This is a genomic window from Acidovorax sp. SRB_24 (assembly GCF_012931925.1).
In genome coordinates, this window is sequence record NZ_MWOM01000013.1 from 20,168 (window position 1) to 35,150 (window position 14,983).

The window sequence follows — 14,983 nt, forward strand, 5'->3', positions numbered from 1 at the left end:
GCCGCACAGCAAACCACCACTGGCAGCCTTTGAAACCGCGGCAATCGTGCCGCTGTAAAACCTGTCCGTGGCAAGGAAATACATGTCTGAATCTTTTGCCGCCCTTTTTGAAGAATCCTTGCAACGCACCGAAATGCGTCCGGGCGAGGTCATCACCGCCGAAGTCGTGCGCGTGGAGCACAACTTTGTCGTCGTGAACGCCGGCCTCAAGTCCGAGGCCTACGTGCCGTTGGAAGAGTTCAAGAACGACAAGGGCGAAGTCGAAGTCCAAGTGGGTGACTTTGTCTCCGTGGCCATCGGCTCCATCGAAAACGGCTATGGCGACACCATCCTGTCGCGCGACACGGCCAAGCGCCTGGCGTCGTGGATGAGCCTCGAAAAGGCCCTGGAATCCGGCGAATTCGTCACCGGCACCACCAGCGGCAAGGTCAAGGGCGGCCTGACGGTGCTGGTCAACGGCATCCGCGCCTTCCTGCCCGGCTCGCTGATCGATACGCGTCCGATCAAGGATCTGACGCCGTACGAAAACAAGACCATGGAATTCAAGGTCATCAAGCTCGATCGCAAGCGCAACAACGTGGTGCTGAGCCGCCGCGCTGTGGTCGAAGCCTCGATGGGCGAAGAGCGCGCCAAGTTGATGGAGACCCTCAAGGAAGGCTCCATTGTCCAGGGCGTGGTCAAGAACATCACCGAATACGGTGCATTCGTGGACCTGGGCGGCATCGATGGCTTGCTGCACATCACCGACATGGCATGGCGCCGTGTGCGCCACCCGAGCGAAGTGGTCACGGCTGGCCAGGAAATCATGGCCAAGATCCTCAAGTTCGACACTGAGAAGAACCGTGTCTCGCTGGGCCTCAAGCAGATGGGCGACGACCCATGGATGGGCGTGTCGCGCCGCTACCCCCAAAGCACGCGCCTGTTCGGCAAGATCACGAACATCGCCGACTACGGCGCGTTCGTCGAACTCGAGCCCGGCATTGAAGGCCTGGTGCACGTGTCCGAAATGGACTGGACGAACAAGAACATCGCTCCGTCCAAGCTCGTCACCCTCGGCGACGAAGTCGAAGTCATGGTCCTCGAGATCGACGAAGACAAGCGCCGCATCAGCCTGGGCATGAAGCAGTGCAAGGCCAACCCCTGGCAAGAGTTCGCGCAGAACACCAAGCGCGGCGATCGCGTCAAGGGCCCGATCAAGTCGATCACCGACTTCGGCGTGTTCGTCGGTCTGGCTGCCGGCATCGACGGCCTGGTGCACCTGTCCGACCTGTCGTGGAACGAAACCGGCGAAGCCGCCGTGCGCAACTACAAGAAGGGCCAGGAAGTCGAAGCCCTGGTGCTGGCCGTGGACGTGGACCGCGAACGCATCTCGCTGGGTATCAAGCAACTTGACGGCGACCCGTTCACGACCTTCGTGACGGTGAACGACAAGGGCCAGATCGTGACCGGCAAGGTCAAGACCGTGGACGCCCGTGGCGCTGAAATCGACCTCGGCGAAGACATCGTGGGCTACCTGCGCGCTTCGGAAATCTCGCGCGACCGCGTCGAAGATGCCCGCAACGTGCTCAAGGAAGGCGACGAAGTCACGGCCGTGGTGGTCAACGTGGATCGCAAGACCCGCAACATCCAGCTGTCGATCAAGCAAAAGGACATGGCCGACGAGCAAGGCGCCATGGCCAGCCTGAGCCAGCAGTCGAGCCGCGAAAGCGCCGGCACGACCAGCCTGGGCGCCCTGCTGCGCGCCAAGCTGGACAATTCGGAAAAGTAAAACTTGACCGTTTGACCATTGGCCGGTCGGGTGCGCACAGCGCCCGCCCGGCCATTTTCATGAGACCCTGCCCATGACCCGATCCGATCTCGTCGAAGAACTGGCCGCCCGGTTCAGCCAGCTCACGCACCGCGACGCCGAGTACGCCGTCAAAACCCTGCTGGACGCCGTGGGTGAAGCACTGGTGCGCGGGCACCGCATCGAGATCCGGGGCTTCGGCAGCTTCTCGGTCAACCACCGCCCTCCGCGCATGGGCCGCAACCCACGCAGCGGAGAAGCCGTGGCCATCCCGGCCAAGCGCGTACCCCACTTCAAACCGGGCAAGGCCCTGCGCGAAGCGGTGGACAAGCGCACCGCCGAGCTGGGCCTGGGTGCTGCGGCAACCAAGCCTTGACGGTGCCTGGGCCATGGCGTCGCTAGAATCTCCCCGTCACAAAGGGGATGCATGAAATACCTCCTGTGGCTGCTCAAGGCAGCCATTTTTTTTACCCTGTTTGCCTTTGCGCTCAACAACCAGCAGGACGCCACGCTGCACTTCTTCTTTGGCACCCAATGGCGCGCGCCGCTGGTGCTCGTCGTGCTGAGCGCTTTCACCTGTGGCGTGGCCGTGGGTGTGCTCGGTATGGTGCCGCGCTGGTGGCGCCACCGCAGTGCGGCACGCCGCACGCACGCCACGCAGCAGCCCATGCCCACCCCACCCACCACCGCATCTTCACCTCCCGCCGAGCCACAGCCGCCCCATGGAATTTGACCTGACCTGGATTTTGTTGGGACTGCCTGTGGCGTTCCTGCTCGGCTGGCTGGCGTCGCGCCTGGACCTGCACCAGCTGCGCGCCGAAAACCGGCGCGTTCCCAAGGCCTATTTCAAGGGACTGAACTTTCTGCTCAACGAGCAGCAGGACAAGGCGATCGACTCCTTCATCGAAGCGGTGCAGAACGATCCGGACACCTCGGAGCTGCACTTTGCGCTGGGCAACCTGTTTCGGCGCCGCGGTGAGTACGACCGCGCCGTGCGCGTGCATGAGCACCTGCTGTCGCGCGGAGACCTGAGCCGCACCGACCGAGAGCGCGCGCAGCATGCCCTGGCGCTCGATTTTCTCAAGGCCGGGCTGCTCGACCGCGCCGAGGATGCGCTGGCGCGGCTGGAAGGAACGCCCTTCGAGGGCGAGTCGCGCCTGGCGCTGCTGGCCATTTACGAGCGCTCGCGCGACTGGCCGCGCGCTGCCGCGATCACCGAGAAAATGCAGGCTGCGCACCAGGGAGACTTCAGCACCCGCCAGGCCCACTACCTGTGCGAGCAGGCGCTGGGCTCGATGGCCCAAGGCGACCTGCCAGCGGCCCAGGCACGCCTGGAGCAGGCCGCCCATGTGGCGCCGCAGGCACCGCGCCCCCGCATGGAGCTGGCCAAGCTGCAGCAGCAGCGGGGGCAGCCGGGCGCAGCCGTCGCCACGCTGATGCAGATGGGCGCGGCCACGCCCGCTGCGCTGCCCCTGGCGGCCGCGTTGCTGGTGGAAGCCGGGCGTGCCGCCAACATGGCGGCGCAGGTGATGGCGCTGCTGCAACAGCATTACGACAACGCGCCTTCGCTGGACGTGCTCGAAGGCATCGTGGCCCTCGAGAATGCCGGCGCGCAGGAATCCGCCGCAGGGCGGCACTGGTATCTGCGCCACCTCGAACGCGAGCCTTCGCTGGTCGCCGCCGCCAAGTGGTTGGCCGGAGAGACGCTCGAGCATGAGCAGTTCCACCCGCAAGTCCAGCGCGCCCTCGACCGGGCCAGTTCGCCCTTGACGCGCTACCGCTGTGCTGCTTGCGGCTTTGAAGCTCGCCAGCACTTCTGGCAATGTCCGGGCTGCCAGACCTGGGACAGCTACCCTGCCCGCCGCGTGGAAGAGCTATAGCGAAGCCAGGGCCGTTCGCTCCGCCGGGTCAACGCCCGGCCCGAGCCGGCCGTTAGGGAAGGCGCAGCGGCTCTTCGCTGCGCACCCAGGAGATTTGCCATGCTGAAGAAAATCTTGATGCTCATCGCCATGCTGTATGCCGCCGCCGCGTTTGCGGCAGTCGACGTCAACAAGGCCACTCCCGCCGAGCTCGATGGCATCAAGGGCATTGGCCCGGCCATTTCCAGCAAAATCATCGATGAACGCAAAAAAGGCGACTTCAAGGACTGGAACGACTTCATTGGACGCGTCAATGGCGTGGGCGAAAAGTCGGCTGCGCGGTTTTCCGCCGAAGGCCTGACGGTCAACGGCAGCAGCTACAGCGGCGCGCCATCCAAGAAGGCCGAAGACAAGAAGGCCCAGCCCATGAAGGCACCGGCCGAAAAGGCAGCCCCGGGTGCAGCCGCCGCTCCGCAAACATCCGGTGCCGCTGCCACGCCAGCCTCCGATGCCAAGGCCACGCAAAAATCCAGCGCTGCCCCCAAAGAGGGCAGGCCTTCGGCCACCGCACCTGCCAGCGGGGCGAGCGCGCCACAGAGATAAGCGCCAAGGCCCAGGACGCAACCCGCTTCGGCGGGTTTTTTTATTGCGTGCCGCTGGCGCCATCGCCAAGCCGGTGCCCGCAAGCGCCTGCACCTCCGGCGCCTGCCCGTAAAATTGTCCGCGCATGCCTTTGTCCACACTCGTCATCCTCCCCTTCATCGGCAGCCTGCTGGCTGCCTTGCTCCCGTCGAATGCCCGCAATACCGAGTCCACCCTGGCCGGCCTGATTGCGCTCGTGTGCTGTGGGCAGGCCGCGCTGTACTTCCCGCAGATCGCGGACGGCGGCGTGCTGCGCGAGGAGATTGCGTGGCTGCCGTCCCTGGGCCTGAACCTGGTGGTGCGCATGGACGGCTTCGCCTGGATGTTCTGCATGCTGGTCATGGGCATCGGGGCGCTGGTGGTGCTGTATGCGCGCTACTACATGTCGGCGGCCGACCCGGTGCCCCGGTTCTTTTCGTTCTTCCTGGCATTCATGGGCGCCATGGTCGGCGTGGTGCTGTCGGGCAACCTGATCCAGCTGGCCCTGTTCTGGGAGCTGACCAGCCTGTTCTCGTTTCTGCTGATCGGCTACTGGCACCACCGCAAGGACGCCCGGCGCGGCGCGCGCATGGCGCTCACGGTCACTGGCACCGGCGGCCTGTGCATGCTGGCCGGGGTGTTGGTGCTGGGGCATATCGTGGGCAGCTATGACCTCGACCATGTGCTGGCCGCCGGTGCGCAGGTGCGCGGCCATGCGCTCTACGGCACGGCCCTGGTGCTGATCCTGCTGGGTGCGCTGACCAAGAGCGCGCAATTTCCCTTCCATTTCTGGCTGCCCCACGCGATGGCCGCGCCGACACCAGTGTCGGCTTACCTGCACTCGGCCACCATGGTCAAGGCCGGTGTGTTTCTGCTGGCGCGCCTGTGGCCGGTGCTCAGCGGCACGGACGAATGGTTCTGGATCGTGGGCGGCGCCGGGGCCTGCACGCTGCTGCTGGGCGGCTATGTCGCCATGTTCCAGCACGACCTCAAGGGGCTGCTGGCCTATTCGACGATTTCGCATCTGGGCCTGATCACCCTGCTGCTGGGCCTGAACAGCCCGCTCGCCGCCGTGGCGGCGGTGTTCCACATCATGAACCACGCCACGTTCAAAGCCTCGCTCTTCATGGCGGTGGGCATCGTGGACCACGAAAGCGGCACCCGCGACATCCGCCGCCTGTCTGGCCTGCGCACCATGATGCCGGTGACCGCCACGCTGGCCATGGTGGCCGCCGCCGCCATGGCGGGCGTGCCCCTGCTCAACGGCTTTCTCTCCAAGGAAATGTTCTTTGCGGAAACCGTCTTCCTCGAGGCAAGTCCTTCCCTGAACATGGCTTTGCCGCTGGTGGCGACGGTGGCGGGCATGTTCAGCGTGGCCTATTCGCTGCGCTTCACGATCGATGTCTTCTGGGGGCCACCTGCCACCGACCTGCCCCTGCAGCCGCACGAGCCGCCGCACTGGATGCGCGTGCCGGTGGAACTGCTGGTGTTCGGCTGCCTCGTGGTGGGCATCTTCCCTGCCTGGTCGGTCGGGCGGTTCCTCAACGCCGCCGCACGCCCGGTCGTCGGCGGCGAGCTGCCGGCCTTCGACCTGGCGGTCTGGCACGGCTTCAACACCCCGTTTGCGATGAGCCTGGTCGCGCTGCTGGGCGGTGCCCTCCTGTACCTGCTGCTGCGCTGGCAACGCGAAATGGGCCGCATCGACGCCGCGCCGGGGCTGCAGCGCTTTGACGGCAAACGGATCTTCGAGGCGCTGCTCGCCTCGCTGAGCCTGGCCGGTCGCAACGGCCGGCGCCTGCTGGGCACCCAGCGGCTGCAGTGGCAGATGCTGTGGCTGGTGTGCGCCTCGATGCTGGCGGCAGCCCTGCCTTTGTGGACGCGCGACCTGCACATTGGCGACCGTACCGCGCTGCCCATGTCGTGGGCCTTCGTGCTGCTGTGGGGCGTCGGCATGGCCTGCGCCGTCGCGGCGGCGTGGCAGGCCAAATACCACCGGCTCGCGGCGCTCACGCTCATGGGCGGCGCCGGCCTGTGCACCTGCGTCACCTTCCTGTGGTTCTCGGCGCCCGACCTGGCGCTGACCCAGCTGGCGGTGGAGATCGTGACCACGGTGCTGATCCTGCTGGGCCTGCGCTGGCTGCCCAAGCGCGAGGAGGACCTGCGCGCCGCCGCCACGCCGACGGCACAGCGCCGCGCCCAGTGGCGCCGCCTGCGCGACCTGGTCCTGTCGCTGGCCGCGGGCGGCGGCATGGCCGTGCTGTCTTTTGCCATGCTGAGCCGGCCGTTTCCGCAAAGCACGTCGACCTTCTTCCTGGAGCATGCGCTGAGCCAGGGCGGCGGCACCAACGTGGTCAACGTCATGCTGGTCGACTTCCGGGGTTTCGACACCTTTGGCGAAATCGTGGTGCTGGGCGTCGTGGCGCTGACGATCTACGCCCTGCTGCGGCGCTTCCGCCCGGCCCCCGAGATCATGGACCTGCCGGCGCAGCAGCGCGCGGTGCCGGCCGACCTGGTCACCGACCTGATCAACCCGCGCCTCGCGGTGGACACCGCCGTAGGCTACCTCATGGTGCCCGCCGTGCTGGTGCGCCTGCTGCTGCCGTTCGCGGTGCTGATCGCCATCTATCTGTTCCTGCGTGGGCACAACCAGCCCGGCGGCGGGTTCGTGGCAGGGCTGGTGTTTTCGATTGCGTTGCTGCTGCAGTACATCGTCTCGGGCACCCAGTGGGTCGAGGCGCACCTGCCGCTGGCGCCGCGGCGCTGGATGGCGATGGGCCTGCTGTGCGCACTGGCCACCGGCCTGGGCTCCATCGCGCTGGGCTATCCGTTCATGACCACGCACACGGCGCACCTCACGCTGCCGGTGCTCGGAGAAATCCACCTGGCCAGCGCCACGTTCTTTGACCTCGGCGTGTTCAGCCTTGTCGTGGGCGCAACCATGGTGATCCTGACCTCGATTGCCCACCAGTCGGTGCGCGGCCACCGCTTCCACGCGCGCCTGGCCGAAGAGGCCGTTGCTGAACAAGGGGGCGCGTGATGGAAATAGTGCTGGCATTGGCCATTGGCGTGTTGACGGGCTCGGGAGTGTGGCTGCTGCTGCGCCCGCGCACCTTCCAGGTCATCATGGGCCTGGCGCTGCTGTCGTATGCGGTCAACCTGTTCATCTTCAGCATGGGGCGCCTGGGCCTGGCGATCGGCAAGGCGCCGGTGCTGCAGCCGGGCCTGGAGCAAGACCTGGCCCACTATGCCGACCCGCTGCCCCAGGCACTGGTGCTCACCGCCATCGTCATCGGCTTTGCCATGACGGCGCTGTTCCTGGTGGTGCTGCTGGCCTCGCGCGGGCTCTCGGGCACCGACCACGTGGACGGCAATGAAGCCGAAGAACTGCGGGAGCCCTCGTGACCGATTTCACCGCGGCAGCCATGCCGCACCTCATGCTCGCCCCCGTGGTGCTGCCCCTGTTCACCGCCGCGCTGATGCTGCTGCTGCGCGAGGAGAAGCAGCGCCTCAAGCTCGCGCTGAACCTCGGCTCGACCCTGATCGGCCTGGGCGTGGCCGTGGCCCTGCTGCTCTGGACCCACCAACGCGGCGCCCCCGCCACCATGGGCATCTACCTGCCCGGCAACTGGCCTGCGCCGTTCGGCATCGTGCTCGCGCTGGACCGGCTGTCGGCGCTGATGCTGGTCCTCACCAGCGTGCTCGGCCTGGCATCGGTCCTGTTTGCCAGCGCGCGCTGGCACCGCGCCGGCGTGCACTACCACCCGCTGTTCCAGTTCCAGCTCATGGGCCTGGCCGGCGCTTTTCTCACGGCCGACCTGTTCAACCTGTTCGTGTTCTTCGAGATCATGCTGGCCGCGTCCTATGGCCTGCTGCTGCACGGCTCGGGCCGCGCCAGGGTGCAGTCGGGGCTGCACTTCATTGCCATCAACCTCGCAGCATCGTCGCTGTTCCTGATCGGCGTGTCCATGCTCTATGGACTGACCGGCACCCTGAACATGGCCGACCTGGCCCAGGCGGTGGCCCAGATCGCGGACGACGACCGCAGCCTGCTGCACACCGCCGCCGCGATCCTGGCGACCGCCTTCCTGATCAAGGCGGCCGTCTGGCCGCTGAACTTCTGGCTGGTGCCCGCCTACAGCGCCGCCACCGCCCCGGTGGGGGCCCTGTTTGCGATCATGACCAAGGTGGGCATCTACGCCATCCTGCGGCTGTGGACGCTGATGTTCAGCACCGAGGCCGGGGCATCGGCCCATTTCGGCAGCCTGTGGCTGATCGGTGCCGGCCTGGTGACGATGGCCTTCGGTGCCATCGGCATGCTGGGTTCGCAGCGTCTGGGCCATCTGGCGGGCTACGCCGCCATCGTGTCGTCGGGCACCTTGCTGGCCGCCACCGGCTTTGGCCAGAACATGCTCACCGCCGGGCTGCTGTACTACCTGCCCAGCTCCACGCTGGCCGTGGGCGCGCTGTTCCTGCTCAGCGACCTGATCGACCGCTGGCGCAACAACGGCGACGGCACGTTTCCCTACGAACCCCACGCCGACGAGGCCCCGTTCCTGAACGCCGAACTGGTGCCCACGCAGGGCACCAACCTCGACGACGAAGAAGAGGTGCTGGTCGGCCGCGCCATTCCCGCCGCGGCGGCTTTCCTGGGCCTGTCGTTCATGGCGTGCACGCTGCTGATCACCGGGCTGCCGCCGCTGTCGGGCTTCGTGGGCAAGTTCGCGATGCTCACCGCCGTGCTCAACCCGCTGGGCCTGGCGTCGTCCGCAGGGCAGCATCCAGGGTGGGTGGGCTGGACCTTCCTGGCCCTGCTGATCGCCTCTGGGCTGCTGGCCCTGATCGCGCTCACGCGCTCCGGCATCCGCCATTTCTGGGCGGCGCACGACCGCGCCAGGCCGCAGCTGCGCGTGGTCGAGGGCCTGCCGATTGCCGTGCTGTTGGCGGTGTGCATGGCCCTGACCGTGGCGGCCGGGCCCGCGATGCACTTTGCCCAGGCCACCGCAGACGCCCTGCACTCGCCCGGCACCTATGTGCGCGCCGTCATGTCGGCCGCGCCCGTGCCCGACCCCGGCGCCGCGCCCGGTGCCGCCGCACCAGAAGGAGGAGCCCCATGAAGCGCCTGCTGCCCACGCCCCTGCTGTCGGTGGCGCTGTTCGTGCTGTGGCTGCTGCTCAACCAGAGCATCAGCGCCGGGCACCTGCTGCTGGCCGCAGTGCTGGCCGTTGCCATTCCGCTGCTCACCGCGGGCTTGCGCCCCCTGCCCGTGCGCATCCGCCGCCCCGGCGTGGTGCTGCGCCTCCTGCTCACGGTGGCCGCGGACAGCCTGCGCTCCAATGCCGCTGTCGTGCGGCTGCTGCTGCGCACCGGGCCAGCGCAGCACCGCGCAGGCTTCGTGCAGGTGCCGCTCGACGTGCGCGACCCCAATGCGCTCGCGGTGCTGGCCGGCATCGTCTGCATCACCCCGGGCACGGCCTGGGCCGAACTGTCGCGGGACCGCAGCGTGCTGCTGCTGCACGTGCTCGAACTGCACGACGCCGCGGCGATCGCCGCCGACATCAAGCAGCGCTACGAGCGCCCGCTCATGGAGATTTTTGAATGACTTCGGTACTTTCGTGGGCCCTGCCGCTGGCCTTGCTGATGCTGATGCTGGCCATGGCCTGCACGCTGCTGCGCCTGCTCAAGGGCCCGAGCGCGCAGGACCGCGTGCTGGCGCTGGACTGCCTCTACCTCAACGCCATGCTCGCCATGCTGGTGCTCGGCCTGATCTATGGCAGCGCCGACTATTTCGAGGCCGCGCTCCTGATTGCCGCGTTCGGCTTCGTCGGCTCGACGGCCATGGCCAAGTTCCTGCTGCGCGGCGAGGTGATCGAATGAACGCCGACGCACTGCCCGCATGGGCGCAGGTTGCCGTGGCGCTGCTCGTGCTCGCGGGCGCGGCGGTGGCGCTGCTCGGCTCGTTTGGCCTGCTGCGCCTGCGCAGCTTCTTCGAACGCGTGCACGCGCCCGCGATGATCGCCACCATGGGCTGCTGGTGCATCATGTACGGCGCCCTGCTCTACTTCTCGCTGCAGGGCGAGGGCCTGGCCGTGCACCTGCTGCTGATCGCGGTGTTCATCGCGGTCACTGTGCCAATCACCACCATTTTCCTGATGCGCGCGGCGCTGTTCCGGGCGCGCCAGATGGGCCAGGATGCGCCGCCCAGCGTGAGCACCCACGCGCAGAACTCCGGCCGCGCCCCGCTGTGAACACGGCGGCGCACGCCGTTGCCTGCAAAAAGGTGAGCAGCCAGCGCTCGCTGGCAAACGGTTTCAGGCCGTTTTTAGCCTGAAACCCTTCAGACACCAGCGCGGGCGGCTATTCTTTGGATAGCGCGCCAAAGCCGCCGCCGCCCGGCGTGTGGATCTCGAACACGTCGCCCGCCTCCATCTGCGCCTGGCCGATGTGCGCCAGTGGCTCGGTGCGCCCGTCCGCGCGCACCACGCGGTTGATGCCCGGTGCGCCGTTCTGGCCGCCGGCCATGCCGAAGGCCGGGTGGATGCGGCCGTTGGAGAGGATGCTGGCCGTCATGGGTTCGAGAAACTGCACGCGGCGCACGCCGCCGTCGCCGCCGCGCCAACGGCCCGCGCCGCCCGATCCCGTGCGGATCGCATAGCCCAGCAGCCGCACCGGAAAGCGGAACTCGAGCACCTCGGGGTCTGTCAGGCGCGAGTTGGTCATGTGGGTCTGCACCACGCTCGTGCCGCCAAACCCGCCGACCAGCTGGCCCGCGCTGTCAAACACGCCGCCCGCGCCGCTGCCGCCCGAGATCGTCTCGTAGTACTGGTAGCTCGCGTTGCCAAAGGTGAAGTTGTTCATGGTCGGCTGGCTGCCGGCCATCACGCCCAGGGCGCCGAGCAGCGCATTGGTGATGCAGGTCGAGGTCTCGACGTTGCCCGCCACCACCGAGGCCGGCGGGTTCGGGTTGAGCATCGAGCCCGGCGGGATGACGACCTTGAGCGGCTTGAGGCAGCCCGCGTTGAGCGGAATGTCGTCGTCGACCAGGCAGCGGAAGACATAGAGCACCGCCGCCATGCACACGGCGGTGGGCGCATTGAAGTTGTTGCTCTGTTGCGCGCTGGTGCCGGTGAAGTCGATCTCGGCCGTGCGCGCGGCGCCGTCGACGCGCACCGCCACGCAGATCTGCGCGCCGTTGTCGAGCGCCAGCGTGAACTGGCCGTCTTTCACGCGCGCGGCCAGGTGCGTGATGGCGCGGCGCACCGATTCTTCGGCGTTGTCCTGCACATGGCCCATGTAGGCTTGCACGACACCCAAGCCAAACTGCTCCACCATCTTGCGCAGCTCCTGCACGCCCTTTTCGTTGGCGGCGATCTGCGCCTTGAGGTCGGCCAGGTTCTGCTGCGGGTTGCGCGAGGGATATTCGCCGCTTGCCAGCAGCGCCAAGATCTCGGCCTCGCGCAGCCGGCCCGCCTCGACCAGTTTCACGTTGTTGATCTGCACGCCCTCTTCCTCGATGCGCGTGGAAAACGGCGGCATCGAGCCCGGCGTGGTGCCACCGATGTCGGCATGGTGGCCGCGGCTGCCGACGTAGAACGTGGGCTGCTGCGCGTCGCTGCCGATGTAGACCGGCGTGATCACCGTGATGTCGGGCAGGTGCGTGCCGCCGTGGTAGGGGTCGTTGAGCACATACACGTCGCCCGGCTGCATCGTGCCGGCGTTCTCGCGGATCACGGTCTTGATGCTCTCGCCCATCGAGCCCAGGTGCACCGGCATGTGCGGCGCGTTGGCGATCAGCTGGCCGTCGGCGTCGAACAGCGCGCAGCTGAAGTCCAGGCGCTCCTTGATGTTGACCGAGTAGGCGGTGTTCTGCAGCTGCAGGCCCATCTGCTCGGCAATGTTCATGAACAGGTTGTTGAACACCTCGAGCAGCACCGGGTCGACCGTGGTGCCGGCCGCGTACTGCAGCGCGCGCGGCTCGCGCCGTTCCAGCAGCAGGTGGTCGAGCTCGGTGAGCGTGGCCACCCAGCCCGGCTCGACCACGGTGGTGGCGTTCTTCTCGGCAATGATGGCCGGGCCCGCGACCACGTCGCCCGGGCGCATGTCGGCGCGCACGATCAGCGCCGCGTCATGCCAGGCGGCCAGGCCGTCGGCGCCGCCGGTGTACATGCGCACGGTGTCACGGCGCGGCACCTCGCGCGCCGGGTGCAGCGCGTGCACCGGCTCTTGCGGCGCGTCGCCGGCCACCACGGCCTCGACCGACACCGCCTCGGCCACGAGCGCCTTGCCCTGCATGAGGAACGAAAAACGCTGGCGGTACGCGGCTTCGAACCCCGCAACGATCGTCTCGAGATCGCCGAAGGGCACGACCAGCGCGGCGTCCGAGCCTTCGTAGCGCACATGCACGCGGCGGTGCACCACGGCGGCGGCGCCGCCCACCTGCTGGTCCTCGAAGTCGGCCAGCGCAGCGTCCTGCAGCGCCTGCAGGCGCGCCGCGATGGCCGGCAAGGCCTCGGGCGTGAGCCGGCATTCCACGGCCTGCTCGCGGATCACGTTCTGGTCGGCGAGCCCCATGCCATAGGCCGAGAGCACCCCGGCCAGCGGGTGCACCAGCACGCGCGCCATGCCCAGCGCGTCGGCCACGAGGCACGCATGCTGGCCACCGGCGCCGCCAAAGCACTGCAGCGTGTAGCGCGTGACGTCGTAGCCGCGCGCCACCGAGATCTTCTTGATGGCATTGGCCATCTGCTGCACCGCAATCTGGATGAAGCCATGCGCCACGTCTTCGGCGCTGCGGCCGGTCTGCTGCGCCAGGGCGCCAAACTTCTCGCGCACGACCTCGGCGTCCAGCGGTTCGTCGGCGCCATGGCCGAACACGCGCGGAAACTGCGCCGGCTGCAGCTTGCCCACCATCACGTTGGCATCGGTCACGGCCAGCGGCCCGCCGCGCCGGTAACTGGCCGGGCCCGGGTTGGCGCCCGCGCTCTCGGGCCCGACGCGAAAGCGCGCACCGTCAAAGCCCAGGATCGAGCCGCCACCGGCCGCCACGGTGTGGATGCTCATCATCGGCGCGCGCATGCGCACGCCGGCCACCTGGGTCTCGAACTCGCGCTCGAACTCGCCCGCAAAATGGCTCACGTCGGTCGAAGTGCCACCCATGTCGAAGCCGATCACACGCCGGTGCCCGGCAATCTCGGCCGTGCGCGCCATGCCAACGATGCCGCCCGCGGGGCCGGACAGGATCGCGTCCTTGCCCTGGAACACATGGGCGTCGGTGAGGCCGCCCGAGGACTGCATGAAAAACAGCTTCACGCCCGGCATGTCGGCGGCCACCTGCTCGACGTAGCGGCGCAGGATGGGCGAGAGGTAGGCATCGACCACCGTCGTGTCGCCGCGGCCCACGAACTTCATCATCGGACTGGTGCCGTGCGAGGTGCTGATCTGGGTGAAGCCCACCTCGCGCGCCAGGCGCTCCGCGGCTTTTTCGTGCTCGGTGTAGCGGTAGCCGTGCATGAACACGATCGCCACACTGCGCAGGCCGGCGTCGTAGGCGGCCCACAGGCGCTCGCGCAGGTGCTCTTCTTCGAGCACCTGCACCACTTCGCCGTGCGCGCCCATGCGCTCCTGCGCCTCGATCACGCGTTCGTACAGCAGCTCGGGCAGCACGATCTGGCGGTCGAACAGGCGCGGCCGGTTCTGGTAGGCGATGCGCAGCGCATCGCGAAACCCCGCCGTGGTCACCAGCAGCGTCGGCTCGCCCTTGCGCTCGAGCAGCGCATTGGTCGCCACGGTCGTGCCCATCTTCACGCACTCCACCAGGTCGGTCGTCACGGGTGCGTCGGGCGCCAGGCCCAGCAGATGGCGAATGCCGGCGACGGCCGCGTCCCGGTACTGCTCGGGGTTGTCGGACAGCAGCTTGTGCGTGACCAAGGTGCCATCGGGCCGGCGCCCGACCAGGTCGGTGAAGGTGCCGCCGCGGTCGATCCAGAACTGCCAGCGAGGGAGGTGTGCGTGTGTCATGGGCATGCTTGCTATTAGAAACAGAGCTACAAGCGCTGGCCCATCAAGCGCCAAAGCCTGATTTCATGGAAATTTCAGAGCGACGCCGCGGCGCGCGCGGCCTGGTCGTACATGCCCGAGAGCACGCGCAGCAGGCGCCCGAGCTCGCCGATATCGCGGTTGAGCGCGTCGTCGGCGTTGAGCGCGTTGATCAGGCAGCTTTCGCGGATCTCGCGGTAGCGCTGCACATAGGCCTGCCCCTCTTCGGTGGCGGCGTAGGTCACTTCCTTGCCGTTCTTGCGCGACACCACCACGCCCAGTCCTTGCAGCTTCTTGAGCGCGTAATTGACGAGGTGCGTGTCTTCGACGTTCATGATGAAGCAGATGTCGGCCAGGCGCTTGTCGCGCGCGCGGTGCGTGACGTGGTGCAGCACCACGACATCGAGCGGCGTCAGGTCCTTGAGCCCGGCCGCCGCCATGCAGTGCACGACCCAGCGGTGAAAGGCGTTGCCGGCCACGATCAGGCCGAATTCGAACTCGCTCATTTCAGCACTCTGCGCCGACACCAGGTGCGCCGAAGAAACGATGGGGCCAGACTCAGACTTGGCGCGCGCAGCAGGCTTCATGGACGGGTCAACTCCAGAGAAATGGCACAGGAAAGGAATCTACAAGGCCTCTGATTGTAGGCATTTGGATAATATTTTGTCGCCAATTTGTCGACATT

Annotated in this window: 13 protein-coding genes; 11 read left to right on the top strand and 2 right to left on the bottom strand. The window is 67.4% G+C overall.

Annotation, left to right across the window (positions count from 1 at the left end; translation table 11 throughout):
* Positions 1–82: 82 nt before the first annotated feature.
* From rpsA to mnhG, 11 genes are all read left to right on the top strand, one after another.
* A complete protein-coding gene (gene rpsA, locus B2J89_RS06585; RefSeq protein ID WP_169168339.1) occupies positions 83–1,768 on the top strand; it encodes a 30S ribosomal protein S1 in 1,686 nt (561 codons plus the stop codon).
* Between the two features lie 73 nt (positions 1,769–1,841).
* Positions 1,842–2,162 (top strand): integration host factor subunit beta, encoded by a 321-nt coding sequence (locus B2J89_RS06590; RefSeq protein WP_169168340.1) that lies wholly within the window; start codon positions 1,842–1,844, stop codon positions 2,160–2,162.
* Between the two features lie 51 nt (positions 2,163–2,213).
* Positions 2,214–2,519 carry a lipopolysaccharide assembly LapA domain-containing protein gene (locus B2J89_RS06595; protein WP_169168341.1) on the top strand — a complete coding sequence of 102 codons (306 nt, stop codon included), beginning with the start codon at positions 2,214–2,216 and terminating at the stop codon, positions 2,517–2,519.
* Positions 2,509–3,666 (top strand): lipopolysaccharide assembly protein LapB, encoded by a 1,158-nt coding sequence (gene lapB, locus B2J89_RS06600; RefSeq protein WP_169168342.1) that lies wholly within the window; start codon positions 2,509–2,511, stop codon positions 3,664–3,666. The genes B2J89_RS06595 and lapB overlap by 11 nt, the downstream gene beginning before the upstream one ends.
* Before the next feature lie 99 nt (positions 3,667–3,765).
* Positions 3,766–4,248 carry a helix-hairpin-helix domain-containing protein gene (locus B2J89_RS06605; RefSeq protein WP_169168343.1) on the top strand — a complete coding sequence of 161 codons (483 nt, stop codon included), beginning with the start codon at positions 3,766–3,768 and terminating at the stop codon, positions 4,246–4,248.
* A 124-nt stretch (positions 4,249–4,372) separates the two neighbouring features.
* The gene (locus B2J89_RS06610) at positions 4,373–7,303 is read left to right on the top strand and encodes a monovalent cation/H+ antiporter subunit A (protein WP_169168344.1); all 2,931 of its coding nucleotides are present in this window, start codon (positions 4,373–4,375) and stop codon (positions 7,301–7,303) included.
* Entirely contained in the window at positions 7,303–7,668 is a 366-nt protein-coding gene (locus B2J89_RS06615; RefSeq protein WP_169168345.1) for a Na+/H+ antiporter subunit C, read from the top strand. Before B2J89_RS06610 ends, B2J89_RS06615 begins: the two co-directional genes overlap by 1 nt.
* 20 nt (positions 7,669–7,688) lie before the next feature.
* Positions 7,689–9,380, top strand: a complete 1,692-nt coding sequence (locus tag B2J89_RS06620; RefSeq protein ID WP_169168412.1) for a monovalent cation/H+ antiporter subunit D — start codon at positions 7,689–7,691, stop codon at positions 9,378–9,380.
* On the top strand, positions 9,377–9,865 hold the full coding sequence (locus tag B2J89_RS06625) for a Na+/H+ antiporter subunit E (RefSeq protein ID WP_169168346.1): 489 nt from the start codon (positions 9,377–9,379) through the stop codon (positions 9,863–9,865). Before B2J89_RS06620 ends, B2J89_RS06625 begins: the two co-directional genes overlap by 4 nt.
* A complete protein-coding gene (locus B2J89_RS06630) occupies positions 9,862–10,140 on the top strand; it encodes a K+/H+ antiporter subunit F (protein WP_169168347.1) in 279 nt (92 codons plus the stop codon). Before B2J89_RS06625 ends, B2J89_RS06630 begins: the two co-directional genes overlap by 4 nt.
* Positions 10,137–10,511 carry a monovalent cation/H(+) antiporter subunit G gene (gene mnhG / locus B2J89_RS06635; RefSeq protein ID WP_169168348.1) on the top strand — a complete coding sequence of 125 codons (375 nt, stop codon included), beginning with the start codon at positions 10,137–10,139 and terminating at the stop codon, positions 10,509–10,511. Before B2J89_RS06630 ends, mnhG begins: the two co-directional genes overlap by 4 nt.
* Positions 10,512–10,620: 109 nt before the next feature.
* On the opposite strand, the gene B2J89_RS06640 is transcribed toward mnhG, so the two are convergent.
* Together B2J89_RS06640 and B2J89_RS06645 are read right to left on the bottom strand one after the other, a co-directional pair.
* On the bottom strand, positions 10,621–14,280 hold the full coding sequence (locus tag B2J89_RS06640) for a hydantoinase B/oxoprolinase family protein (RefSeq protein WP_169168349.1): 3,660 nt from the start codon (positions 14,278–14,280) through the stop codon (positions 10,621–10,623).
* 74 nt (positions 14,281–14,354) lie between these two features.
* On the bottom strand, positions 14,355–14,885 hold the full coding sequence (locus tag B2J89_RS06645) for a winged helix DNA-binding protein (protein ID WP_169168350.1): 531 nt from the start codon (positions 14,883–14,885) through the stop codon (positions 14,355–14,357).
* Positions 14,886–14,983 lie beyond the last annotated feature (98 nt).